Annotated in this window: 21 protein-coding genes and 1 pseudogene; 9 read left to right on the top strand and 13 right to left on the bottom strand. The window is 64.5% G+C overall.

All coding sequences use genetic code 11. From position 1 onward, the window contains the following. Positions 1-254: 254 nt before the first annotated feature. Positions 255-1,784: a glycerol-3-phosphate dehydrogenase gene (gene glpD, locus OKW39_RS15055; protein WP_429562949.1), complete on the bottom strand. Its 1,530-nt coding sequence runs from the start codon at positions 1,782-1,784 to the stop codon at positions 255-257. 198 nt (positions 1,785-1,982) lie between these two features. Here glpD and OKW39_RS15060 point away from each other — a divergent pair, with 198 nt between their 5' ends. Beyond that, entirely contained in the window at positions 1,983-2,357 is a 375-nt protein-coding gene (locus OKW39_RS15060; protein ID WP_184050855.1) for a hypothetical protein, read from the top strand. Positions 2,358-2,385: 28 nt separating this feature from the next. On the opposite strand, the gene OKW39_RS15065 is transcribed toward OKW39_RS15060, so the two are convergent. The 3 genes and pseudogenes from OKW39_RS15065 to OKW39_RS15075 form a co-directional block, all read right to left on the bottom strand. Continuing rightward, on the bottom strand, positions 2,386-3,039 hold the full coding sequence (locus OKW39_RS15065; RefSeq protein ID WP_429562950.1) for a TetR/AcrR family transcriptional regulator: 654 nt from the start codon (positions 3,037-3,039) through the stop codon (positions 2,386-2,388). A gap of 194 nt (positions 3,040-3,233) precedes the next feature. Next, entirely contained in the window at positions 3,234-3,431 is a 198-nt protein-coding gene (locus tag OKW39_RS15070; RefSeq protein WP_167368606.1) for a hypothetical protein, read from the bottom strand. A gap of 316 nt (positions 3,432-3,747) precedes the next feature. Continuing rightward, positions 3,748-4,518: pseudogene (locus OKW39_RS15075) on the bottom strand (DeoR/GlpR family DNA-binding transcription regulator); the annotation flags it as partial. A 319-nt stretch (positions 4,519-4,837) separates the two neighbouring features. Between OKW39_RS15075 and OKW39_RS15080 the strand changes: the two are divergent. The 4 genes from OKW39_RS15080 (at position 4,838) to OKW39_RS15095 (ending at position 9,896) form a co-directional block, all read left to right on the top strand. Beyond that, on the top strand, positions 4,838-6,478 hold the full coding sequence (locus tag OKW39_RS15080) for a gamma-glutamyltransferase family protein (protein WP_090805460.1): 1,641 nt from the start codon (positions 4,838-4,840) through the stop codon (positions 6,476-6,478). A gap of 185 nt (positions 6,479-6,663) precedes the next feature. Continuing rightward, positions 6,664-8,034 (top strand): MFS transporter, encoded by a 1,371-nt coding sequence (locus OKW39_RS15085; protein WP_429562951.1) that lies wholly within the window; start codon positions 6,664-6,666, stop codon positions 8,032-8,034. Between the two features lie 362 nt (positions 8,035-8,396). Continuing rightward, complete coding sequence (locus OKW39_RS15090) at positions 8,397-9,224, top strand: ferritin-like domain-containing protein (protein ID WP_026226031.1); 828 nt, start codon at positions 8,397-8,399, stop codon at positions 9,222-9,224. Positions 9,225-9,362: 138 nt separating this feature from the next. Continuing rightward, the gene (locus OKW39_RS15095; protein ID WP_090801778.1) at positions 9,363-9,896 is read left to right on the top strand and encodes a hypothetical protein; all 534 of its coding nucleotides are present in this window, start codon (positions 9,363-9,365) and stop codon (positions 9,894-9,896) included. Between the two features lie 59 nt (positions 9,897-9,955). On the opposite strand, the gene OKW39_RS15100 is transcribed toward OKW39_RS15095, so the two are convergent. From OKW39_RS15100 to OKW39_RS15115, 4 genes are all read right to left on the bottom strand, one after another. Next, a complete protein-coding gene (locus OKW39_RS15100) occupies positions 9,956-11,536 on the bottom strand; it encodes a DEAD/DEAH box helicase (RefSeq protein ID WP_429562952.1) in 1,581 nt (526 codons plus the stop codon). Between the two features lie 225 nt (positions 11,537-11,761). After that, positions 11,762-12,382, bottom strand: a complete 621-nt coding sequence (gene trhA / locus OKW39_RS15105; protein WP_035471054.1) for a PAQR family membrane homeostasis protein TrhA — start codon at positions 12,380-12,382, stop codon at positions 11,762-11,764. Between the two features lie 132 nt (positions 12,383-12,514). Then, on the bottom strand, positions 12,515-13,816 hold the full coding sequence (locus OKW39_RS15110; protein WP_090801774.1) for a c-type cytochrome: 1,302 nt from the start codon (positions 13,814-13,816) through the stop codon (positions 12,515-12,517). Positions 13,817-13,837: 21 nt separating this feature from the next. Then, entirely contained in the window at positions 13,838-14,569 is a 732-nt protein-coding gene (locus OKW39_RS15115; RefSeq protein ID WP_429335296.1) for a c-type cytochrome, read from the bottom strand. A gap of 394 nt (positions 14,570-14,963) precedes the next feature. Here OKW39_RS15115 and copC point away from each other — a divergent pair, with 394 nt between their 5' ends. Beyond that, positions 14,964-15,341: a copper homeostasis periplasmic binding protein CopC gene (gene copC, locus OKW39_RS15120; RefSeq protein WP_429562953.1), complete on the top strand. Its 378-nt coding sequence runs from the start codon at positions 14,964-14,966 to the stop codon at positions 15,339-15,341. Beyond that, positions 15,338-16,267 carry a CopD family protein gene (locus OKW39_RS15125; protein WP_090801769.1) on the top strand — a complete coding sequence of 310 codons (930 nt, stop codon included), beginning with the start codon at positions 15,338-15,340 and terminating at the stop codon, positions 16,265-16,267. Before copC ends, OKW39_RS15125 begins: the two co-directional genes overlap by 4 nt. Before the next feature lie 80 nt (positions 16,268-16,347). Here the strand turns inward: OKW39_RS15125 and OKW39_RS15130 are convergent, their stop codons facing one another. Next, on the bottom strand, positions 16,348-16,650 hold the full coding sequence (locus tag OKW39_RS15130; RefSeq protein ID WP_184006488.1) for a hypothetical protein: 303 nt from the start codon (positions 16,648-16,650) through the stop codon (positions 16,348-16,350). Between the two features lie 246 nt (positions 16,651-16,896). Continuing rightward, positions 16,897-18,045, bottom strand: a complete 1,149-nt coding sequence (gene dgoD, locus OKW39_RS15135; protein WP_090801766.1) for a galactonate dehydratase — start codon at positions 18,043-18,045, stop codon at positions 16,897-16,899. 172 nt (positions 18,046-18,217) lie between these two features. Between dgoD and OKW39_RS15140 the strand changes: the two genes are divergently transcribed. Then, positions 18,218-18,931 carry a FadR/GntR family transcriptional regulator gene (locus tag OKW39_RS15140; protein ID WP_429335294.1) on the top strand — a complete coding sequence of 238 codons (714 nt, stop codon included), beginning with the start codon at positions 18,218-18,220 and terminating at the stop codon, positions 18,929-18,931. 23 nt (positions 18,932-18,954) lie between these two features. Here the strand turns inward: OKW39_RS15140 and OKW39_RS15145 are convergent, their stop codons facing one another. Then, on the bottom strand, positions 18,955-20,442 hold the full coding sequence (locus tag OKW39_RS15145) for a DHA2 family efflux MFS transporter permease subunit (RefSeq protein WP_090805458.1): 1,488 nt from the start codon (positions 20,440-20,442) through the stop codon (positions 18,955-18,957). Positions 20,443-20,629: 187 nt separating this feature from the next. Here OKW39_RS15145 and OKW39_RS15150 point away from each other — a divergent pair, with 187 nt between their 5' ends. Beyond that, entirely contained in the window at positions 20,630-21,073 is a 444-nt protein-coding gene (locus tag OKW39_RS15150) for a MarR family winged helix-turn-helix transcriptional regulator (RefSeq protein ID WP_090801762.1), read from the top strand. A gap of 76 nt (positions 21,074-21,149) precedes the next feature. On the opposite strand, the gene OKW39_RS15155 is transcribed toward OKW39_RS15150, so the two are convergent. Both OKW39_RS15155 and atzF read right to left on the bottom strand, forming a co-directional pair. After that, on the bottom strand, positions 21,150-21,488 hold the full coding sequence (locus tag OKW39_RS15155) for a hypothetical protein (RefSeq protein ID WP_090801761.1): 339 nt from the start codon (positions 21,486-21,488) through the stop codon (positions 21,150-21,152). A 114-nt stretch (positions 21,489-21,602) separates the two neighbouring features. Beyond that, a complete protein-coding gene (atzF, locus tag OKW39_RS15160; protein ID WP_429562954.1) occupies positions 21,603-23,435 on the bottom strand; it encodes an allophanate hydrolase in 1,833 nt (610 codons plus the stop codon). Positions 23,436-23,450 lie beyond the last annotated feature (15 nt).

Consider the following 23,450-nt stretch of genomic DNA (forward strand, 5'->3'; position numbering starts at 1 on the left):
CTTCTCCATGCATGTTACGGATCGCCGGATTGCTGGCCGGCGATGCGAGCGGCGTGTTGTTGTGAGCGGGCCGCCATAGTGTGAGGGCGCGTGCCGGTGTCGTCCAGCCGAAGCTGCGGTGGGGCCGGCCCGGGACGCGCGGATGGTGTGCGCCGTTTCTACGGGCTCGCGCCGTTTGCTTCACCCGGCATTGGCGCCGCGTTGTGTTTGCCGCCGCTTTTGTCGGGGCATGCCAGTTTGCCCGGCCGGGCCGCCTACGCGCTCTGCCGGGCCGGTTCGCGCGCGAACCACGCGTCGATATCGCGCGTAACCTCATCGAGCGTGCCCGGCTCGACGTGCAGGCCGAGCTTCGAGCGCCGCCACAGCACGTCTTGCGCGGTGCGCGCCCATTCGGTATCGCGCAGATAAACCAGCTCGGCTTCGTGGAGTCCCGGCGCGAACTCGCGACCGAGCTCGGTGCGCGAGCGCGCGAGGCCGATCACGCGATTCGCGCGCGTGCCATACGCGCGCGCGAGCCGATGCGCGAGCGACGCCGGCAGCCACGCATGCTCGCGCGAGAATTCTCCGAGGAAGCGATTGAAGTTCGCCTGTGCGATGTCGCCGCCCGGCAGCGGCGCGTCGACGGTCCACGCGGAGCCGCCGTGGCGCAGCGCGTCGGTGAGCGTATCGACGGCCTGCTCGGCGAGCTTGCGAAACGTCGTGATCTTGCCGCCGAATACCGACAGCAGCGGCGCCTGTTCCGCGGGCGCGTCGAGTTCGAGCGAGTAGTCGCGCGTGACCGCCGACGGATTGTCCGCGTTCTCGTCCTCCAGCAGCGGGCGTACGCCCGAATAGCTCCAGCGCACGTCGGCCGGCGAGATCTTCTGCCTGAAGTAGCGGTTGATCGAATCGCACAGATACTGCGTTTCGTTGGCGTCGATCGCGACTTGCGACGGGTCGCCGCGATATTCGAGGTCGGTGGTGCCGATCAGCGTGTAGTCGTGCTCGTAGGGAATCGCGAAGATGATCCGCTTATCGGCGTTCTGGAAGATGTACGCGTGGTCGTGCTCGAACAGGCGCCGCGTGACGATGTGGCTGCCCTTGACGAGCCGCACGCTATGCGCCGATGGCCGGCCGAGCGCGCCCTTCAGCAGCTCGCCGACCCACGGGCCCGCCGCGTTGGCGATCGCGGCGGCGCGCACGTCGAGCGTCGTGCCGTCCGCGCGTTGCAGTTGCGCACGCCACTCGCCGCCGGCGCGCTCTGCGTTGACCAGCTTCGTGCGCGTGAGGATCGTCGCGCCGCGCTCGTGCGCGTCGAGCGCGTTCAGGACGACGAGGCGCGCGTCGTTGACCCAGCCGTCCGAATAAACGAAGCCGCGCTTGATCGTTTCGACGAGCGGCGCGCCGGCCGGATGCCGGCTCATCACGATGCCGCGCGAGCCCGGCAGCAGCTCACGTTTGGCCAGATGGTCGTACAGGAACAGACCCGCGCGGATCAGCCAGGCGGGGCGCAGATCCGGCATATGCGGCATCACGAAGCGCAGCGGCCAGATGATGTGCGGCGCCGCGCGCAGCAGCGTCTCGCGCTCCTGCAGCGCCTTGCGCACGAGCCCGAACTCGCGGTACTCGAGGTAGCGCAGGCCGCCGTGGATCAGCTTGGTACTCGCCGACGAGGTGTGCGCGGCCAGATCGTCCTGCTCGCACAGCAGCACCGCCAGGCCGCGGCCGGCCGCGTCGCGGGCGATGCCAGCGCCGTTGATCCCGCCACCGACGACGAGCAAATCGTATTTCGTGCCTTGCGTCACCTGGTGAGCCTCTGCATCGAATCTGGGAGTAAGTTGGAAAGCAAATTGAACGAAGCATGTTCGTTTTCGAACTCTAATGAACATATTCGAAAAAGTAAAGTTCGCTTCGACCCGAGCGAGCCTGGGTCGAATGGCACGGAGTGGCGCAACGCGCGACCGCGGACGATACTCTCGGTAGCAGCCATTTCGAGGTGATGTATGCGTGGACTTTTGATGATCGGCGCGGCGGCGCTGCTGGCGGGATGCGTGAGTACGCCGAGTCTGGAAGGGACGAGGGGCGCAACGTCGTTCGAGGCGTTACAGAAGATGTGCTCGCCGCAAACCGTCGACTACGGCAGCGACGCGCAGAACGTCTATGAGACGTTCTTCGATGCCTATGTGGCGAACCGGCGCGGCCGGCTGTCGAACGACGACTTCTGCGCGTTCCAGGCATCGATCGCGCAGCGCCATGCGAGCGAGGCGACGAGCAGCGATCCGAAGGTGCGCAACCAGTGGGTCGAGTTTTTCAACGAGCAACGCGCAAGGGCGATCAGCTGGCGTGCGAGTGCCGATCCGACCTTGCGTAACGGTTAAGCAGCAACGGGTTGACCGGCGAGCCGGTTCACTTGTGCGGCGCCAACGCTCCGCGCCACAGCATGCGCAAAAGCTGCGCGAACACGGCTTCACGTGATGGCTGCGGCGCTCCGTCGCCGGCGGAATCGGCCTGTTGCGCGGCCGACGGCGGTAGCTGGTTCGCGAGCGCAAGCATCGTGAAGCCGTGCAGGCTCGTCCAGTACGCATAGCCGATCAGGCGCGGATCGCCTTCGAGAATACCCGCCTCGACGAGCCGCTCGAAGTGCGCTTCCAGCAGACGCCACGCGTGCTGTGACGCCGCGGCCAGTTCAGGGTAAGCGCCTCGCTGTTGCGGCGTCTGATCGAACATCAAACGGTAGGCGTGCGGTTCATCGAGCGCGAAGTCGACGTAGGCCCGGCCGACGGCGCTGTGATCGATGGCGGGGGCGTTCGCGGGGATGCCGCGCGCGGCCGCTTCGAGGCGCGCGGCGAAGCGGTTGAACGCGGCGGCGCGGACCATCGCCAGAATTTCTTCCTTGTCGCGGAAATAGCGATACGGTGTCATCGCACTGCAGCCGAGCTCCTTCGCCAGCTCGCGCATCGTCACGCCTTGCGCGCCGCGCGTTGCAAATGCGTTTTCGGCGACGCGTCGCATGGCTTCGCGAAACTGCTGGATGTCGTCGGCGGAGAGCGTCTTGGGCATGCGCGAGGGCGGGGAAGTCCGTCGCGTGAATTTACTGTGTAAATGAGATGCGCACAACAAAGGGCCGCGAAGGCGGCCCGCTGTCAGGGAATTGAACGATACGAGCCCGGCAGTCGCGAGCGAAGCGCGCGGCGCATCCGCCAGGGCGGCGCGGATACGCCGCCAACGGCTCTCGGATCGAACGACAGGGAATCTCAGGAAAAACGTTTGATGGCCCGCAATGCGGTGTCGCCGGTTTCGGTCACGCGCCATTCTTCGTTGCCCGATGCGAGGCGCTCGAGTTGCACCAGTTGGCGTTCGAGCAACGCATCGAGTTCTTCTCGGTCCATTTCGACCTGGTTGGGGGCGTCCTTGACGAGTAACAACGTGGCGAATTCATGCGGACTCAGCATCGTTCTCTCCATGTCAGCAAATTGCGGACAGCCTTGCAGTCGACCGGCAGGCCGGGGCGGGGTCCGCTAAGGATCAGGGCGGGAGGTACGGCTTACACGACAGATTCACAAACCGACGCCGTGCGAAACTCGCAACGCACGTTGGGGAACTGGAGTGTAGGCGAGCACCGATGAAACGCCAACCTGGTCCCCGTAAATTTTCCATTTGACAATTGGTCGCGCGATAGGCGGTCCGGCCCCGCAGCCAGATTCTTGATTTCACGCGAGGTTTTGCGTGCACCGCAGCATGGCGGAGATCGCCTGGAATTATCCGGCGCATATAGATTTGACAATTCGCGGCGTTCAGCGCCTCGGTCATGTCGGCGGGCGGCGCGGCGTCGGTGAACAATGCGTCGATCTGTTCCAGATGTCCCTGGCGAACTAGCGCCGGGCGGCCAAACTTGGAGTGATCCGCGGCGAGGAACACGGTGCGTGCGTGCTCGATGATCGCCTCGGCGACACGCACTTCGCGCGTGTCGAAATCGCGCAGCGTACCGTCCGTTTCGATGCTCGACGTGCCGATGATCGCGAAATCGACTTTGAACTGCCGGATGAAGTCGATCGCCAGTTCACCGACGATGCCCTTATCCCACGGCCGCACGATGCCCCCCGTCACCAGCACTTCGCAATCCGGGTAGCCGCTCATCATGCTCGCGACGTTCAGATTGTTCGTGACCACGCGCAGTCCACGGTGGCGGTTCAGCGCGCGTGCCACTTCCTCGGTGGTCGTGCCGAGATTGATGAAGAGCGATGCCTGATCGGGAATGTGAGTGGCGACTAGCGCCGCGATGCGTCTTTTCTCTTCATGAAACATGCGCTGGCGCGCGGTGTAGGAGACGTTCTCGGAACTGGTCGGCAGACTGGCGCCGCCGTGATAGCGGCGCAGCAGATTCATATCGGCGAGCCAGTTGACGTCGCGGCGGATCGTCTGCGGGGTGACGTCGAAGTGGCTCGCGAGGTCGTCCACGGTCACGAAGCCGTCGCGTTGCACCCACTCCAGCAATTCCTGTTGCCGGGCGTTGAGAGTCAGGCGGGGGTCTCGTGTCATGTGTCTCGGGTGGTGGCTGTCGTGTCGGCGTGGTCCGTCGCGATCATCGAGCGGCTGGCAGAAAGCCCGCCGTCGACGAACGCGATTGCGGCTATTGTAAAACCATCGTGCCCCTTGTCCGCCAACTGGCCGCGAATGCTCCGAACCTGCTCGAACCTTCATTCAGGTGCAATACGCATTTATTCATTTGATAAATGAATTTGTTTTTTGGTGCGCTTCGCGATGCAATCCTCCGTTCCGCGATTTACCTGCCTTACAACCTTTCCCATGATGTCCGGCGATTTTTTCGTGCCGGCCCGCGCTTTCGAGAGTGTTCGACATGACTGGCTTCAGCAACTGGCAAAACCCTTATCCGACGCAACGTCTGCCCGTATTCGCACGCAATATCGTTTCGACCTCGCATCCGCTCGCGGCGCAGGCCGGGCTGCGCATGTTGTGGAAGGGCGGCAATGCCGTCGACGCGGCCATCGCGGCGGCCGCAGCGATGACAGTGGTCGAGCCGGTGTCGTGCGGCCTGGGCGGCGACGCGTTCGCGCTCGTGTGGGACGGCAAGAAGCTGCATGGTCTGAACGCGTCGGGCGTGTCGCCGGCTGCGTGGAACGTCGATTACTTCAAGCGCAAATACGGCGAGGAAAACGGCTTCGCGAAACAGCCGAAGCGTGGCTGGGACGCCGTCACGGTGCCGGGCGTGATCGCCGGTTGGGAAGCGCTGCACCAGAAGTTCGGCAAACTGCCGTTCGCCGACCTGATGGAGCCGGCCATCGAGATCGCCGAGCGCGGTCACGCGGTGGCGAGCATCGTCGCGTACAAATGGGCGGCCGCGGTGCCGGAACTGAAGGATCAGCCGGGCTTCGCGCAGACCTTCATGCCGCGCGGCCGCGCGCCTGAGGTCAGCGAGCTGGTGCGCTTGCCCGGCCACGCGAAGACGCTGCGCCTGATCGCCGCGCAGGGCCCGCGCGCGTACTACGAAGGCGAGATCGCCGAGCGGATCGCCGCGTTCGCACGCGAAGGCGGCGCCGCGCTGAGCGCCGACGATCTCCGCAACTACCGCGCGGACTGGGTCGAGCCGATCGGCAAGGACTATCGCGGCTACACCGTGCATGAGATTCCGCCGAACGGCCAGGGCATCGCGGCGCTGGTTGCGCTCGGCATCCTCGAGAAGTTCGACGTGAAGTCGCTGAAGGTCGACAGCGTCGAGTCGCAGCATCTGCAGATCGAAGCGATGAAGCTCGCGTTTGCCGACCTGTATCGCTATGTGGCCGACCCGCGGTCGATGGAAGTCACGCCCGAGCAGATGCTCGACGACGCGTACCTGAGCTCGCGCGCGAAGCTGATCGATCCGAAGCGGGCGACGCACTTCGACTTCGGCATGCCGAAGGCGGGCGGCACCATCTACATGTCGGCCGCGGACGAGAGCGGCATGATGGTCAGCTTCATCCAGTCGAACTACATGGGCTTCGGCTCGGGTGTGGTGGTGCCGGACAGCGGCATCGCGCTGCAGAACCGCGGCTGCGGCTTCTCGATGGATCCGAAGTCGCCGAACGTCGTCGAGGGCGGCAAGCGGCCGTTCCACACGATCATCCCGGCGTTCCTCACGCAGCAGGTGAACGGCCAGCAGGAAGCGGTGATGAGCTTCGGCGTGATGGGCGGCGACATGCAGCCGCAAGGCCATCTGCAAACGGTGGTGCGCATGCTCGACTACGCTCAGCAGCCGCAGGCCGCGTGCGACGCGCCGCGCTGGAAGGTCAACCGCGACTTCACGGTCGATATCGAGTCGACGCTCGATCCGAAGACCACCGAGGGCCTGCAGAAGCTCGGCCACACGATCAAGTCGGTCGACGATCCGTACATGGACTTCGGCTCCGGCCAGTTCATCTGGAAACTCGATCGCAACGAGCCGGAGCGCGGCTACGTGGCGGCCAGCGACAGCCGCCGCGACGGTCTCGCCGCCGGCTTCTAGGCCATAACGAGGCGACGCCCGGGGCCGAGGTCCGCACCGGGACTCAGGTCCGATACCCGGGTAACACGTAACGAACGCGCGGCATGGCATATGCCGCGCTATTGCGCGCCCGCCAGCCGCCTCGCTGACCCAGACGGTGCCGGACCTACCACAGCTATCACGCAGCAGACAGGCAGAAGACCATCATGAATACCCCCGCGTCGCACTCGACGACCGCTTTCCCCCACGCCGCGCCGCTTTCGAAAGCGATGGTGCGGCGGATCGTTTTCTCGTCGTCGATCGGTAACGCGCTCGAGTGGTTCGACTTCCTGGTCTACGGCTACTTCGCGACGATCATCGCGAAACAGTTCTTCCCGATGCAGGACGAGTCGCTGTCGACGCTGCTCGCGATCGCCACTTTCGGCCTCTCGTTCCTGATGCGCCCGCTCGGCGCGGTCGTGCTCGGCGTGTACGGCGACCGCAAGGGCCGCAAGGCGGCGCTCACGCTCGCGATCGCGCTGATGATGGTCGGTACTTTCACGATGGCCGTGATGCCGCCGTTTTCGACGATCGGTCTCGCGGCGCCGCTGCTGGTGCTGCTGGCGCGGCTCGTGCAGGGCTTCGCGGTCGGCGGCGAGTTCGGCAGCGCGACGGCGTTCATGGTCGAGCACAGCGCGACTCGGCGCGGCTACTACGCGAGCTGGCAGTTCGCGAGCCAGGGTCTCGCGGCGATCACCGCGGCGGCCTTCGGTTCGCTGCTGACCGCGTGGCTGCCGGCCGAGCATCTGAACAGCTGGGGCTGGCGTGTGCCGTTCGTGTTCGGTCTGCTGGTCGGGCCGGTCGGCTACTACATCCGCTCGCATCTCGACGAGACGCCCGAATTCCTGGCATTGCGTGAAGAACGCGCGGCTCGCGACGCGGCTGGCGAGCACAAGGTCGTCAGCGGAACGAAGGACGCGTCGTTCTCGAATCAGTGGGTCAACCTGCTGCTCGCGATCGGCATGGTTGCGCAGTCGACGGTCGGCGTGTACGTGCTGCAGCTCTACATGCCGCTTTACGCGGTCAAGCAGCTGCATATGGCGGCGGCCGCGTCTTTCGGCGTGGTCGTGCTGAACGGCGGCATGCAGTTCATCTTCTCGCCGATCATGGGCGCGCTGTCCGATCGCATCGGCCGAATTCGCATCATGCTGAGCACGTCGATCCTGATGGGCCTGCTGATCTATCCGATGTTCGCATGGCTGCAGACACATCCGACGATTGGCTGGCTGCTCGTGCTGCAAGGCGTCGCCGGTATTTTCAAGGCCTCGTACTCGGGGCCGATGCCCGCGCTGATGTCGGAGATCTTCCCGACCCAGATGCGCTCGACTGGCCTTTCAATCGGTTACAGCATCGGTGTGACGATTTTCGGCGGCTTCGCGCCGACCATCGTCGAAACCTTCATTCATTTGACCGGCGACAAACTCGCGCCAAGTTATTACGTCCTGCTTGCGGCGGTGCTTTCGGGCGTATCGCTGATCATCGTCGCGCTGCGCATGCGTCGCGTGCGTCCCATCCCGGGCGACGTCCAACCTGCCTGAGGAAGAGGGGGCCCGCCCAGGGGGCCGCCCAAGGGGGCCCGCGTAGGGCGCCCCGCCCGTGCCCCAACCCCGCCGGGTCTGATGTCTGTCCGAAAAGCCAGCCTTTTGGGCTGGCTTTTTTTGCCTTGCGCACATGTTTTAACACGTTGGAAGATTTCGACTATCTTGAAATCGGAACTGCGTCGATGCGGCATGGTCTGTGCTGTGTGATCTGCAAGGTCGGATATCTCCGGCTAAGATGCAGAGTACAAGGGCCCAACTCTAATTCACGGTGTTGTATCCGACCCGCAGAAACATCACGGCGAGCGCGGTGGCAGTTGCGAAGAACTCCACGGGTCGGTACAGCATGGGAGCAAGACACGATGCACACAGAGCTGAACCATGTCATGCCCTGGCGGATCGAAGACATCGATCTGACGCGCATTGACCGTCAGAAGGCCGCGGCCAACGAGGACCTGCTGCTGTTGCTGTGCGCGGCTTCGTTCATCGAAAGCGGCACCGATCTCTACACCAGCAATCTGAGTACGTTTTTCAACGACGATCCCGAGGTCTCGGCCTGGCTCAACCACGAGTGGGAGCCCGAGGAAATGCAGCACGGCCGGGCGCTGAAGACCTATATCGCGTATGTATGGCCCGAGTTCGACTGGGACACCGCGTTCCGCAATTTCATGGGCGAGTATTCGCTCACGTGCTCGGTCGAGGATTTCGAAAAGACCCGCGCGCTGGAGATGGTCGCGCGTTGCGTAGTCGAAACGGGTACCGCGACGCTGTACCGCGCGATCAACGAGTGCTCGGACGAAGCGGTCCTCAAGCAGATCACCGACAACATCCGCACCGACGAGGTCCGTCACTACAAGCACTTTTTCAGGTACTTCAAGAAGTACAACCGGATCGAGGGCAACGGTCGGCTCGCGGTGCTGGGCGCGTTGATGCGTCGCGTGATGGAAATCAAGAACGAAGATTCGGAGATCGCGTTGCGGCACGTGTTCGCGATTCGCTATCCGGAGCGCGTGCACGACTCCGCGTATAACCGCGAGCGCGCGGCGCGCATCAACAAGCTGGTGCGCCGCAATCTGTCCGCCGACATGTGCGTGAAGATGCTGCTCAAGCCGCTCGATCTGCCGGCGCGCATTCAGCCGGGCGTGCATTATCCGCTCGCGAAGATCACGCAGCACGTATTCTTTCGCTGAGCTATCGAACGTTGCGCGAGGCATCGGCTGAATGCAGCTGCAACGACCTGACGAAGCGAACCGGAGCCCGCTCATGCGGGCTTTGGTTTTTCCGAGGCATGATGGAGCTTTACCGACTACTTCGACTGGATCGATGGCATGAGCGCTTCCTCCTCCGCATCTACGTCCGCGCGTCCGCTCGAACAGATCGTGTTCGACGAATGGCCGGCCAACGTGCGCGCGTTGTTCGACGGTTCGTCGCTTGCGGACAAGCTGGGCTTCACCGCGTCGCTACTGAGCGTCGATGCGAACGGCCACGTGCGCACATCTCTGCTGAGCGTCGGCGAACTCTATGCGCCCGACTCGCGCACGCTGTGCATCGCGCTATGGCCGCAGGCGCGCGCGACGCGCGCGATCGCGCAAAGCGGGCGCGCGGCGCTGAGCTTCGTCTGCGATGCGGCGTTCTATCAGGTGCAGTTGCGTGTCGCGCCGCTGCCCGGTGTTGCTGGCGACGACAGCGGCCTCGTCTATCTGCTCGGCTCGATCGACACAGCGGAAGCGCAAAGCGTCCGTTATGCGCGCCTCACGGGCGGCATCACGTTCGAATTGCAAGGAGAGGGGAGTGTGGTGCTCGAGCGATGGGAACGGCAGGTCGAGCATTTGAAGCAGGCTGCCGCCGCGAGCAGCCGTTAGTCTTCGAGCAGGGAAGCGCTAACGGCTGATGCGCGGGCAGCCTTTAGGCCGCGCGACGCTTAACGGCCACGGTCGCCGTTGCGCGACGGTTGCGCACCACGCGGCGCATCGTTGCGCTTCGCGCCGCCGCCGAGCAACGCGCCCGGATTGCCGTTGCGCGAACGATTGCCCTGCGGCTTGCGCGGCGCATGGGGCGCGGGAGCGCCATCATGCGCGGCGGTACGCGGCCGATCGTCGTGACGCTGCGTATCGCGACGCGGCTGATTGCCATTGCCGGCCGGCTTCGCACCTTGTGGCCGCGGCGTGGGCTGAGCGTTCGACGCACGCTGGCCCGAACGCTGACCCGTGCCTTGTCCCGAACGCTGACCGGAGCCTTGAGCCGGCTTGGCCGGTGCGCCACCACCAGCACCGCCGTCACGACGCACCGCACCTTGTCCCTGGCGCGGCGAGCGCCCGCCGCCGCCCTGCCCGCGTCGCAGGATCGGCTCCGGCTTCGCGGTCGGGTCCGGCTCGAAACCGGCGATCACTTCCTGCGGGACCGGACGCTTGATCAGCTTCTCGATGTCCTTCAGCAACTGCAGTTCATCGACGCACACGAGCGACACCGCCTCGCCGGTCGCACCCGCGCGACCCGTGCGGCCGATGCGATGCACGTAGTCTTCCGGCACGTTCGGCAGATCGAAGTTGACCACGTGCGGCAACTGATCGATATCGATGCCGCGTGCGGCGATGTCGGTCGCCACCAGCACCTGCAGCGTACCGTCCTTGAACTCGGCGAGCGCGCGCGTGCGTGCCGACTGGCTCTTGTTGCCGTGAATCGCGAGTGCGCTGATGCCGTCCTTCGCCAGCTGCTCGGCGAGGCGATTCGCGCCGTGCTTGGTGCGCGTGAACACGAGCACCTGGAACCAGCTGTGCTGACGGATCAGATGCGTGAGCAACTCGCGCTTGCGGTCGCGATCGACGGGGTGAATCTTCTGCGCGACCGTTTCTGCCGTCGTGTTGCGGCGCGCGACTTCGATCAGCGCCGGCGAGTCGAGCAGGCCATCGGCGAGTGTCTTGATCTCGTCGGAGAAGGTCGCCGAGAACAGCAGGTTCTGGCGCTTCGGCGGCAGCTTCGCGAGCACGCGCTTGATGTCGTGGATGAAGCCCATGTCGAGCATGCGGTCCGCTTCGTCGAGCACGAGGATCTCGAGATGCGACAGGTCGATGGTCTTCTGCTGCATGTGATCGAGCAGACGGCCCGGCGTCGCGACGACGATATCGATGCCGCGCCTGAGCGCATCGATCTGCGGATTGATGCCGACGCCGCCGAACATCACGGTCGACTTCAGCTTCAGATACTTGCCGTAGGCGCGCACGCTTTCTTCGACCTGCGCGGCAAGTTCGCGCGTCGGCGTGAGGATCAGCGCGCGCACCACGCGCTTGCCGCCGGCGGCCGGCGGCATCGAATTCAGGCGCTGCAGGATCGGCAGCGTAAAGCCGGCGGTCTTGCCGGTGCCGGTTTGCGCGCCGGCGAGCAGATCGCCGCCGTTGAGCACGGCCGGGATCGCCTGAGTCTGGATCGGAGTCGGGCTGGTGTAGCCGAGTTCATTGACAGCGCGGACCAGCGGTTCGGACAAGCCGAGGGAATCAAAAGACATAAAAGCTCTTTGCAATGCAGTGTCGCGAACGGCCCCGCTGGGCCCAAAGGACCCCAACGCGGAAAAACCAGCGCGGCATCGACACGCCCGCATGGCGTGTTCGAGGCCGAGGCCCGGTTCCGTTCACGGAGAAATCGGCGGCACGCTCACAGATGTGCCGAATGTTTCAACGCGCTATGCAGACACGTCGACTGGCCTTAAGTTGCAATTCGTCGCCGTGGAATGTCACGCGACATAGCGCGCGACACTGACGAATTGACACAGACTGCCCGCCAGTACGAACAGGTGCCAGATACCATGTCCGTGGCGGATGCGCTCGTCGTTGATGAAGAAATAGATGCCGACGCTATAGATGACGCCGCCGGCCACGAGCCACGCGGTCCCCGCGGCCGGCAACGCCTGCACCAGCGGGTGGACGGCTACGAGCGCGAGCCATCCCATCAACACATACAGCACCATCGACACGCTGCGGGTGCGTCGCCCGAGCGTGAGTTCCTGCACGATGCCGAGGGCAGCGAGCCCCCAGCTCACGCCGAATAACGACCAGCCCCACGGTCCACGCAACGTGACGAGCGTGAACGGCGTGTAGCTGCCGGCGATCAGCAGGTAGATCGCCGAATGATCGCATTTCTGCAGAATCGCCTTCAGACGCGGATGGCTGACGCTGTGATACAGCGTAGAGATCGCGTACAGCACGAACAGCATCGCACCATATACGGCGAAGCTGACGACCTTGTACGCGTCGCCGGCGAGCGCGCCCATCGTGACGAGCGCCGCCAGCCCCACCACCGACAGCACGGCGCCGACGAGATGGGTGATGCTGTTCAAACGCTCACCGAAGGGCACAACTCTTTCCTCCTGCACGGTCCCGCGAGGGCGACCACCAACACAAACAGGCCCACATGATACCGGTCCTGAAAAAACGAAGGGCGCGGCCGCGAATTTCGCAGGCCGCGCCCGGGGTGCGTCGAACCCTGCTTAGTCGAGCGGCGCCGAACGCAGTTCGGCCACCTGCTGCGGCGACACGGCCGTGCCGTGGTTGCCCCAGGACATACGGATGTACGTCACGACCGCTGCGACTTCCTGATTCGACAGAGCCTGCGCGAACGGCGGCATGCCATACGGACGCGGGTTCCCTTCCGTGCTCGGCGGATAACCACCGTTCAGCACCATGCGGATCGGGTTGACCGCGGACGGCATCTGGATCGACTGGTTATTCGCGAGCGGCGGGAATGCCGGCGGCCGGCCGAGACCGTTATCCTCGTGGCACTTCGCGCAGTTGTCAGCGTAGATCTTCTGACCTTGCTTCAGCAGTTCGCCGCCGAATTTTTCCGAGGTTTCGAGCTGCAGCGGTTCCGGTGCTTCGCTCTTCTGCGGAATCGTCTTCAGGTACGTCGCCATCGCGTTGATGTCTTCGGTCGACAGATACTGCAGGCTGTTGTGAACCACTTCGGCCATCGGACCGAACACCGCACCGCGGCTCGACACGCCGGTCTTGAGCAGGTCGGCGATGTCCTTGAGGTCCCAGTCGCCGAGGCCGGCTTCGCGGTTCGACGTCAGCGACGGCGCATACCAGTTCTGCAGCGGAATCAGGCCGCCCGCGAACGCGGCCGAGCTGACCGGGGCGCCCATCGCATTGATCGACGTGTGGCACATGCCGCAGTGACCAAGGCCTTCGACCAGATACGCACCGCGGTTCCATTCGACCGACTTGGTCGGATCCGGCTTGAACTCGCCTTCACGGAAGAACAGCGTGCGCCAGCCGATCAGCATGTTGCGCTGGTTGAACGGGAATTTCAGTTCGTGCGGACGGCTCGGCACGTTGACCGGCGCGACCGAGCGCAGGTACGCGTAGATCGCGTCCGAGTCGGCGCGCGTGACCTTCGTGTAGCTCGTGAACGGGAAGCCCGGATAAAGCAGGCTGCCATCTTTCGAGCGGCCGGTGTGCATCGCGCGATAGAAGTCGTCCTGGGTCCACTTGCCGATGCCGTACTGGTCGTCCGGCGTGATGTTCGGCGTGAACATCGTGCCGAACGGCGTGGCCATCGGCAGGCCGCCGGCGAACTGCTTGCCGCCGCGCACCGTGTGGCAGGCGATACAGTCGCCGGCGCGGGCGAGGTACTCGCCCTTCTTGATCAGGTCGGCCTGGTCCGCGGGCGTTGCCGCCACGGCTGCGCCGCTGCTATGCAGATTGTCGCCGCCCGACCAGAGGACGGGAACGAGTGCGGCGGCCGCGACCACGACGACTGCCGAGAGGGCGAACAAAGACTTGTGTTTCATTTGAATGTCTCTCCCGGCGCCTTATTGCGGTTCGCTGCCGCAGGCAAGCGGAGTCTTCAAGGAGCGGGCCGGAGCCGGCACGGGGTTTGGGGGAGCCTGCTGCGTGGAAAGCCAGGCCGCGACGGCGTTCACGTCTTCGTCGCTGAGGCGCGTGGCGATGGTGTGCATGCAGTCCGGCGCGATCGCGTGACGCGTGCCCGAGCGCCATGAACCGAGCTGCGCGCTGATGTAGTCGGCGTGCAGACCGACGAGACCCGGAATTGCCGGTTCCATACCGGTCAGTGCCTTGCCGTGGCAGGCCGCGCAAGCGGGCACCTGCTTCGATGCATCACCGTGCAGCACGATCTGCTCACCGCGCGCGAGCGTGGCGGCCGAGACCGTCGGCTTGGCCGGCGTCGGATACGGCGGGCGTTGTTGCGAGAAGAAGGTGGCGATCTGATGCAGGTAGTCGTCGGAGAGATACGTGACGAGGTAGTTCATCGGCGGGTACCTGCGGCGCCCCTCACGGAAGTTCTGCAACTGATTGAACAGATATTCCGCCGGCTTGCCGGCGAGGCGCGGGAAGTAGTCGTTGTCGGTACCTTGCCCATGCGAGCCGTGGCAGGCCGTGCAGGCTTGCACGCGCGCTTCCATCGTGTCGGGGGCCTTCGGTTGAGTCTGCGCTTTCGCTGCGCTATAGACACCCGCGGCGCCGATCAACAGAAGGGCAAGCAACGGGCGGAAGAGGCGTCTTGAAGACACGCGTAACTCCATCGGAATCGGGGACCTGACCGAACTTCGGGCGGCTCGGTGTGAAGGACAGCCGTCGCTGCGGCGACGCAGCATTCTATCATCGAAGGGTAATCGTGACTATTTGCCGCATTAGAGACGGTTCCAGGTGTGACCGCCACGCGACAGTATGTCGCGTTATGCCGGTTTCGGACTTTGGTTGCGTCACGGATCGTGGTCGACGTCTTTGCCTCAAAAATAATCACGGCGTCGCCGCCGCAAGCGTGATGCCGCGTGACGCATTCGATCAAGCCAGGTTGAACCGATCCCCGCGCGCGCCATCGAAGCGTACACTTCCGGGCTCGCCGGCCGTCGTGCAGACGATGCGCCTCGCCGGCCCGCCTATGTTCCGTTCGTTCTCATCCGCTATCGGCCTTACATGAAGCTATTCGATTTCTCCTCGTCGACGCTGCGAGCGTTGATGTCCGGCGCGGTGGCGCTGGCCATGTCGTCCACCGCGTTCGCGCATGCGCATCTGATCTCGAGCGTGCCGGCCGCGAACGCCGACGCCGTCGCGCCTACCGACCTGACGATCCATTTCACCGAGCCGCTCAAGCCCGCATTCAGCAAGATCACACTCGCCGATGCAAGCGGCAAGCCCGCGACGCCGGGCGCGTCGACGGTCGATAGCGCGGACGCCCGCGTGATGCACCTCGCGCTGCCTCAGTTGACGAGCGGCCGCTATGCGGTGCACTGGATCGCGGTGGCCACCGACGGCCATCGTACCCATGGCGACTTCGCGTTCAACGTCAAATGAACTTCGACGGACTGTGGATCGGGCAGGTCGCAATGGCCACGCTCATGAACGTCTCGTTCGGCTTCGCCGTCGGCTCGGCGCTACTCGGCGCATGGCTCGCGAGGGACGGGCTCCAGCGCACTTCACCGGCGCGTCCCGGCTGGATGCGCGCGCAACGCTCGATGCTCGCGGCCACCATCGTGCTGGTGCTCGCGGATCTCGGCTGGCTCCTGTATCAGGCGGCGTCGATGAGCGGTGTCGGGTTGTCCGCGGCGTTCGGCGTGGTGCCGACGGTGCTGACGCAAACGCATGTCGGCTATGGCTGGAGCGTCGCGTTCGGCGGCGCGCTGGTGCTGCTCGGCACCGCGCTGAGCCATGGCACGGGCATGCTGCGCAATACGCTGCTGTGGCTCGCGGTGCTCGCGATCGCGGCGGGTAAGGCGTCGCTCGGTCATGCGGCCGATGCCGGCGTGGTGTCGGCCGCGATCGGCATGCAGACGCTGCACGTGCTCGCAACGAGCGTATGGGGCGGACTCGCGATGGCCTCCGGCCTGGCGGTGCTGCCGGCGCTCGGGGCATCCACCGCGCGGGGCATGCTGATCCGCACGGCGACCCAGGTGTCGAACGTGTCGATCGTCGCGGTCGCGTTGGTGTTGCTGTCGGGCGTCTTCAATGCGGTGCGCGACTCGGGCAGTTCGTTCGAAGCGATTCAGGCGAGCACGTGGGGTCATGTGCTGACGTTGAAGCTCGTGCTGGTCGCGCTCGCGCTGGTGCTCGGCGCGCTGAACCGCACATCGGCGCTGCCACGCCTGCGTCGCACCGCATCGACGATGGATGCGCACACCTTCGTCAACGTGATGTATTTGGAAGCGCTCGTGATGATCGGCGTGTTCGTCGTCGCGGCCGCGTTGTCACACACCGTGCCGGCGTTCGCTGCGCTCGGTTGAACGCGCGGCGCGGCATAGGCGATTGACCAATCGGCGATGGATGCGCGCCGCGTAAAAAAGCGCCGCACTGCGAAGCCCGCTTACTCGAAGCCGAGGCGATGACCGAGAATCGGCGCGCAGAACAACGCGATCGCGCAGCCCGCGGCCTTGCCTTCGAGTTCGGCGCCGGCCGCGTGCGAGCCGACCATCTGCGTGAGCAGATCGAAGACCTGCGGCAGGCAGTACAGCACCGCCGCGGCGATAAAGCATTTCCCGACTACCGAGATGTTCCATCCGCGCTCGTACGCGAGCATCGCGCCGATGATGCGCAGCACGCCGAACGCAACCAGCGCGCCGACCGCCGCCTGTTCGCGGATCAGATAGTCAGGAAGGAATTCGCCCATGGTGCTCCTCGCTGCATGCGTTGTTGGCATGCATTTCAGCAAGGAGCAGGACATACGTATGTCCGATACCGAACAAACGTCGCGAAAGCGGGGCGGGATAAGGCTCGGCGCGGAGTGATGCAGGTCGGGGGGCACCGCTCGAACGCCGGTTCGAGCCGGCTGGTCCGGGAAGTTACGTTACTGCGACGGCCCGCGCGTCACGTGGCCCGCCGGCGGCGTTCCGCCTGCTTCGCTCAGGTGTTCAGATCACCATTCGGCGACGCTGCCGTCCGCGTGACGCCACACCGGATTGCGCCAGCGGTGACCGACCTTCGCCATCTCGCGCACTTTCTCTTCGTTGACCTCGATGCCGAGTCCGGGGCCCTGCGGAATCGACACGAAGCCGTCTTCGTACTTGAAGACTTGCGGATTCTTGATGTAGTCGAGCAGGTCATTGCCCTGGTTGTAGTGGATGCCGAGGCTCTGTTCCTGGATGAACGCGTTGTAGCTGACCGCGTCGATCTGCAGACAGGTTGCGAGCGCGATCGGGCCGAGCGGGCAATGCAGCGCGAGCGCGACGTCGTAGGCTTCCGCCATCGCGGCGATCTTGCGGCACTCGGTGATGCCGCCCGCGTGCGACGCGTCCGGCTGGATGATGTCGACGTAGCCGCCCGACAGGATGTGCTTGAAGTCCCAGCGCGAATAGAGACGCTCGCCGAGCGCGATCGGCGTGTTGGTCTGATTGACGATGTCGCGCAGCGCCTCGGCGTTTTCCGACAGCACCGGCTCTTCGATGAACAGCAGCTTGTACGGGTCGAGTTCCTTGGCGAGCACCTTCGCCATCGGCTTATGCACGCGGCCGTGGAAGTCCACGCCGATGCCGATGTTCGGCCCGACCGCCTCGCGCACCGCCGCGACGTTGTTGATCACGCCTTGCACCTTGTCGAAGGTGTCGATGATCTGCAGCTCTTCCGAGCCGTTCATCTTGACGGCCTTGAAGCCGCGCTCGACCACCGCGCGTGCGTTGTTCGCGACATCGCTCGGACGGTCGCCGCCGATCCACGAGTACACCTTGATTTTGTCGCGCACCTGGCCGCCGAGCAGCGCATGCACCGGTACGCCGTGATGCTTGCCCTTGATGTCCCACAGCGCCTGATCGACGCCGGCGATCGCGCTCATCGTGATCGGGCCGCCGCGATAGAAGCCCGCGCGGTACATCACCTGCCAGTGATCCTCGATCAACAGCGGGTCCTTGCCGATCAGATAATCGGACAGTTCCTCGACGGCCGCGGCGACCGTATGCGCGCGGCCTTCCACCACCGGCTCGCCCCAACCGACGATGCCCTCGTCGGTCTCGATCTTGAGGAAGCACCAGCGCGGCGGGACGATAAAGGTTTCGAGCTTGGTGATTTTCATGGTGTGTGTCTCCGGTGTCGATCGAAGTTGGCGCTTACTCCGAACCCATGCAAAGCAGGTCTGCGGGCATGCAAAATTTCGGGGAATTCCATGCTACAACAAAACTGCATTAAAATACTATTAATAGTACTATTTGCCACATAGTGGTGAGATCTGCCGACTTACCGCCGCGTTGCGCGACGGGATCATCAACCGCGAGGAGAAAACCATTACGCACGATCTGCACGGGCGAGTCGTCCAACTGCTGGCGACCGCGATTCTGCGCGGCGACTATGCGCCGGAGTCGATCCTGCCTCGTGAAGCCGAGTTAATGGAGATGTTCGGCGTGAGCCGCACGGTGCTGCGCGAGGCGCTGCGCACGTTGACGTCGAAAGGGCTGATCGAATCGCGGCCGCGCGTGGGTACGCGCGTGCGGGTCAAGTCCGCGTGGAATCTGCTCGATGCCGATCTGCTCGACTGGTATTCACGCGTCGCCGAGCCGATGGCGTTCGCGCTCAAGCTGCAGGAAATGCGCGAGATGATCGAGCCTTATGCCGCCGGCCTCGCGGCCGCCGCGCACACCGACGATACGTTGGGTGCGCTTGCGGCCGCGCATACCGCGATGGTGGCGGCGCGCAACGTCGACGAATGGGTGCGCGCGGATCTGCAGTTCCACCTGCGCGTGCTCACCGCGTGCAGCAACGAACTGCTGATCCCGCTTGGCGCGCTGATCGAGCGCACGCTCGAGGCACAATTGCGGCTCAATGCGAAACGCGCCGATGTGTTCAACGCGTCGCTCGCCGAGCACACGGCGGTGTTCGAGGCGATCCGCGCCCGCGATGCCGCCGCGGCGTATGCGGCGATGGCGTCATTGCTCGGCGTGACGCGCGGGCGAATCGAAGGCTGAGGCGGACGTCGGCGCATTCGGTCTCAATCCATCGCCGCATGCGCGATCGACGCATCCGGTGCCTTGTGCGACGGCCGGATCAGCAGCAACAGCGGGATGACCAGCAGCGTCGCCACGAACATCAGCTTGAAGTCGTTCAGATACGCGACCATCGCCGCCTGCTGCGTGATCGACGCGTTCAGCGCCGCGATGTCATAGTTCGAGCCGCTGTTGAGCATCGACTGGAACGCCGGATTGAACGCGGTGACGTTCGCAGCGAGGTCCGCGTGCGAGATCTGCGTGTTGCGCGTCATCAGCGTCTGCACGATCGAAATGCCGATACTGCTGCCGATGTTGCGCATCAGGCTATAAGTCGCGGTGCCGTCCGCGCGCAGCTCCGGCGACAGCGTCGAGAACGTCAGCGTGGACAGCGGCACGAACACGAGGCCGAGTCCGAAGCCCTGGATCACGCCGGGCCACACGATGTCCGATGCCGATAGCACGATCGTGTACTGCATCATCTGCCACAGCGCGAACGCCGATATCAGGAAACCGCAGAGCAGCAACAGCCGCGCATCGACGCGCTTGAGCAGCCGGCCGGCGATCAGCATCGCGACCATCGTGCCGGCGCCGCTCGGTGCGGTGACGAGGCCCGTGGTCGCGACCGGATAGCCCATCAGGTTTTGCAGCATCGGCGGCAGCAGCGCGCGGGTCGCGTACATCACCGCGCCGATCACGAAGATGAACAACGTGCCGGTCGCGAAGTTCGGGTCCTTCAATAACTTGTACTTGAAAAACGAGCGCTCGCCGATCGTCGCCGTGTGCACGAGAAAAAACGCGAAGCTGATTGCCGCGACGAGCGCCTCGATCACGATCTCGGTCGACGAAAACCAGTCGAGCTGCTCGCCGCGATCGAGCATCGCCTGCAATGCGCCGATCGCGAGGCCGAGCGTGATGAAGCCGAACGCGTCGAACTTCACGTCGTGTTTCGGCGCGCGCGTCGGCAGGAAGCTCGCGACGCCGAACAGCGCGATCGCGCCGATCGGCACGTTGATGAAGAACACCCAGCGCCAGTTGTAGCTATCGGTGAGCCAGCCGCCGAGCGTCGGACCGAGGATCGGCCCGACCATCACGCCCATGCCCCACACGGCCATCGCCTGGCCCTGCTTTTCGCGCGGGTTGATGTCGAGCAGGATCGACTGCGACAGCGGCACCAGCGACGCGCCGAAGATCCCTTGCAACAGACGCGACACGACGATCTGCGACAGCGTCTCGGAGAGTCCGCACAACGCGGACGACACGGTGAAGCCGCCGATCGCGATCAGCAGCAGCCGCTTGACGCTGAGGCGATCCGCCAGCCAGCCGGTGAGCGGCGTGGCGATCGCGGCGGCGACGATATAGGAGGTCAGCACCCACGTGATCTCGTCCTGCGACGCGGACAGCGTGCCTTGCATATGCGGCAGCGCCACGTTGGCGATCGTGCTGTCGAGCGTCTGGATCAGCGTCGCAAGCATGATCGAGATCGTGATCATCGGCCGGTTGAGCAGCTCGGTGGCGCTCGCCGACGTGGAGGCGGAAGACATGGACGGTGGGGAGGCTCGATATAGTAAGCATGCTTAGTATATCGACGATACGGGTTGGCGCTATCGGGAGTTGTGCTGAGAATAGAACGCACACGCAGTCGCGCTGTACGCCGAAGTGCTTCCGTATAATCCGCGCATGAAAACCCAATTCGAAGAGCGCTTCGGCTTTCTGATCTACGACGTCGGCCGGCTGGCGGGCAAGCGGTTCGACGATCTCGCGAGGTCGTCGGTCGATCTGACGCGCGCGCAGTGTCGCGTGCTGGCCTATCTCGGCCACTACGGCGACATCAATCAGGCCCGGCTGGCGGATCTGCTCGAGGTCGCGCCGATCTCGGCGGGCCGGCTGCTCGACCGGATGGAGGAGGGCGGCTGGATCGAGCGGACCGCGAATCCGCAGGATCGCCGCGAGCGCCAGGTGCGCATGACGCCGAAGGCTGAGCGCACGCTCGGCAAGGCGCGTAAGGTCGGCGACGAGGTCGCGCTCGAAGCGCTCAATGGTTTCAGCGATGAAGAAGCGGCGCGGTTGATCGCGCTGCTGCAGCGGGTGCGCGGCAATCTGAGCCGGCTCGTGGATCGCTGAAGCGTCGCGGTGTTGGCGCGACGCCGAAGTCTTTCGCGCGAGCCGGGGTTACGTTGAGCTCGCGCTTCAAATCACGTTATCTGGATTCCGACGCCGGCGTGGCGCCGCTCGGCGGTACCAGCTCGTAACAGCCCGGCGCCACCGACGTTTTTGCTTTTGCATCCGGATGCTGCGTATCGATGCATTTGAACGCGCTCTGATCGCGCTGCACGAAGATCGTGTCGGCGGGACCGTTGTTGACCACGGCGACGATCTTGTAGCCGTCCTGCAGCAGCGTCGCGAGCATGGTGGAACTGGCGCGCCATTGACTGTCGGCGGTGCTCGGCGTTTGAGCTTGTGCGATGAGGGCGGCGGTCGTGCCGGCGAGCGTGAGCGCAGCGGTGGTTGCGGCGAGCGCGACGGTGCGGAGCGTCATTAAGGAACCTCTCGAAGTTGCGACGGAATTGCGGAAGGAAGCCGGAGGTGCCAACCAAACCCGCGGCGCTTCACTGCCCATACCCTGCGACGCCGCTGCTCATCGTTCGTTCCATCAGAAACTCGCGCAATGCTCGCTGGCAAGCCATGCTCGCCATCCGCCAAACTCCGAGATATCGGTTCCCGACTGCACGCCATACGGCTCGCAGAGGAAACCGGTAACCCACGAACCGTCGACGAGTTCGACCTTCCCCAGAACCAGCGGAGACGGAACGGTCGAAATAAACGAGCCGAACTCCGCGCTCGGCATTTCCCACACTTCGACAGCAATTTTTGCGCCGCCATCGGTGACGCGCCACAGGCCTGGACGCCTCGTGCCGTCCGCCGACGCAGGCAGCGCCGACAACCGGTATTGCGCGGCAGTCTGAGTGGCCTGCAAGAGCCGCCCGCGTCGGGCAAGCAGATCGCGGTTGAGGGGCAAACCTTGCATGTGTGCGCCGCAGACCGCGATCCGCATGCGATCGTGGCTCGCCGCGCATCGTTCGCCGCGCGGCTCCGGCTCGACGGTTAGACCTCCGACGCAGTGCACGCCGCTCTTTCGTTGCAGCAGGTCGGCCACACCCAACAGATACTGGTCGGTGAACGCGCGGCCAAAGACGGTCACGCCCCAGGGCAGACCATTCTTCGTGAAACCGGTCGGCGTAGCGACGGCGGCATAGTCCAGCAGATTCATGAAATTCGTGTAATAGCCGAGCAGGGAGTTCGGACCAATGGGGTCGCGCTCCAACTCGTCGAGCGTCACGGCACGCGGATACGTCGGCGTCAGAACGAAATCGAGTGAATCGATCGACGCATCGCAGAGGGCCTTCAATTCCTGCAAGCGGTACTGCGCGCGAAACAGTTCGACCGCGCTCGCGCCGGGTGCCTTCGCCAACACATCGCGAATGACGGGCAAAACCGCGGCGGGTTTCTCCGTCATCAACTCGCCCGCCACGCTGTAACGCTCGGCCACCCACGGCCCCTGATAGAGCAGATTGGCGGTTTCGACAAACGGCGTGAAGTCGATTTCGACAGCTTCACCACCTGCTTCTTCGAGCAACGCGCGCACCTTCGCGAACAGCCCGGGGCTCTCGGAACAGCCGGCGAATTCCAGTTGCGCCGGCACGCCGAACTTGAACGCCGTGGGCTCGCCAAACGCGCGTGCCGTATTCCATTGCGGATTCGCGCGGCTGTATGCATCGCGAGGATCGGGGCGCGCGCTCAACGCAAGCAACTCGCTCGCTTCTTGCGCCGTCGCCGTGAAGAACGTGACGCAATCGAGCGTGCGGCACGCGGGCACCACACCCGCGGTGGACAGCAGGCCTTTAGTCGGCTTGAGACCGACGAGATTGTTCAGCGCGGCAGGCACGCGACCGGAACCGGCCGTGTCGGTCCCGAGCGCGAAACTGGCGACGCCGAGCGCGACCGCGAGTGACGACCCCGCGCTCGAGCCGCCCGACGGATAGTCGGGATGCACGCTATTGCGACACTTGCCATACGGCGACCGGGTGCCGTTCAGACCGGTCGCAAACTGGTCGAGATTGGCTTTGCCGAGCGGCACAGCGCCGAGCGCGATCAATTGCGCAACGACACTCGCCGATCGCGACGGCGTGTACGCGAACGCGGGGCACGCGGCGGTCGTCTGAATGCCGGCGAGATCGATGTTGTCCTTGATCACGAACGGAACGCCATAGAGCGGCAGGCTTTCGACGTCCTGGGTGTCGAGCCAGTCGAGGTAGGGCGCGACTTCATCTTCGGTCAGAAGATGGATGAACAGATTGAACGATGGATTGAGCGCCGCAGCTTTTTCGAGCAGTTCAGCGACGAGCCTGCGCGGCGTGAGCGTTCCATCACGGTATGCGGAGCGAAGTGTCGGGAGGCGAAGATCGAATGACGAGAATGAAGACATGGTTTGCGTCCAGAT

This window comes from Paraburkholderia sp. MM6662-R1, assembly GCF_050436245.1.
GTDB lineage: Bacteria > Pseudomonadota > Gammaproteobacteria > Burkholderiales > Burkholderiaceae > Paraburkholderia > Paraburkholderia tuberum.

Coding starts and splice junctions, on each gene's coding strand:
- atzF (WP_429562954.1), bottom strand. CDS start 23,435: ATGTCTTCATTCTCGTCATTCGATCTTCGCCTCCCGACACTTCGCTCC.
- OKW39_RS15125 (WP_090801769.1), top strand. CDS start 15,338: ATGAACTTCGACGGACTGTGGATCGGGCAGGTCGCAATGGCCACGCTC.
- OKW39_RS15090 (WP_026226031.1), top strand. CDS start 8,397: ATGCACACAGAGCTGAACCATGTCATGCCCTGGCGGATCGAAGACATC.
- OKW39_RS15095 (WP_090801778.1), top strand. CDS start 9,363: ATGAGCGCTTCCTCCTCCGCATCTACGTCCGCGCGTCCGCTCGAACAG.
- copC (WP_429562953.1), top strand. CDS start 14,964: ATGAAGCTATTCGATTTCTCCTCGTCGACGCTGCGAGCGTTGATGTCC.
- OKW39_RS15065 (WP_429562950.1), bottom strand. CDS start 3,039: ATGCCCAAGACGCTCTCCGCCGACGACATCCAGCAGTTTCGCGAAGCC.
- dgoD (WP_090801766.1), bottom strand. CDS start 18,045: ATGAAAATCACCAAGCTCGAAACCTTTATCGTCCCGCCGCGCTGGTGC.
- OKW39_RS15145 (WP_090805458.1), bottom strand. CDS start 20,442: ATGATCACGATCTCGATCATGCTTGCGACGCTGATCCAGACGCTCGAC.
- OKW39_RS15155 (WP_090801761.1), bottom strand. CDS start 21,488: ATGACGCTCCGCACCGTCGCGCTCGCCGCAACCACCGCTGCGCTCACG.
- OKW39_RS15130 (WP_184006488.1), bottom strand. CDS start 16,650: ATGGGCGAATTCCTTCCTGACTATCTGATCCGCGAACAGGCGGCGGTC.
- OKW39_RS15100 (WP_429562952.1), bottom strand. CDS start 11,536: ATGTCTTTTGATTCCCTCGGCTTGTCCGAACCGCTGGTCCGCGCTGTC.
- OKW39_RS15070 (WP_167368606.1), bottom strand. CDS start 3,431: ATGCTGAGTCCGCATGAATTCGCCACGTTGTTACTCGTCAAGGACGCC.
- OKW39_RS15060 (WP_184050855.1), top strand. CDS start 1,983: ATGCGTGGACTTTTGATGATCGGCGCGGCGGCGCTGCTGGCGGGATGC.
- OKW39_RS15115 (WP_429335296.1), bottom strand. CDS start 14,569: ATGGAGTTACGCGTGTCTTCAAGACGCCTCTTCCGCCCGTTGCTTGCC.
- OKW39_RS15085 (WP_429562951.1), top strand. CDS start 6,664: ATGAATACCCCCGCGTCGCACTCGACGACCGCTTTCCCCCACGCCGCG.
- OKW39_RS15110 (WP_090801774.1), bottom strand. CDS start 13,816: ATGAAACACAAGTCTTTGTTCGCCCTCTCGGCAGTCGTCGTGGTCGCG.
- OKW39_RS15080 (WP_090805460.1), top strand. CDS start 4,838: ATGACTGGCTTCAGCAACTGGCAAAACCCTTATCCGACGCAACGTCTG.
- OKW39_RS15150 (WP_090801762.1), top strand. CDS start 20,630: ATGAAAACCCAATTCGAAGAGCGCTTCGGCTTTCTGATCTACGACGTC.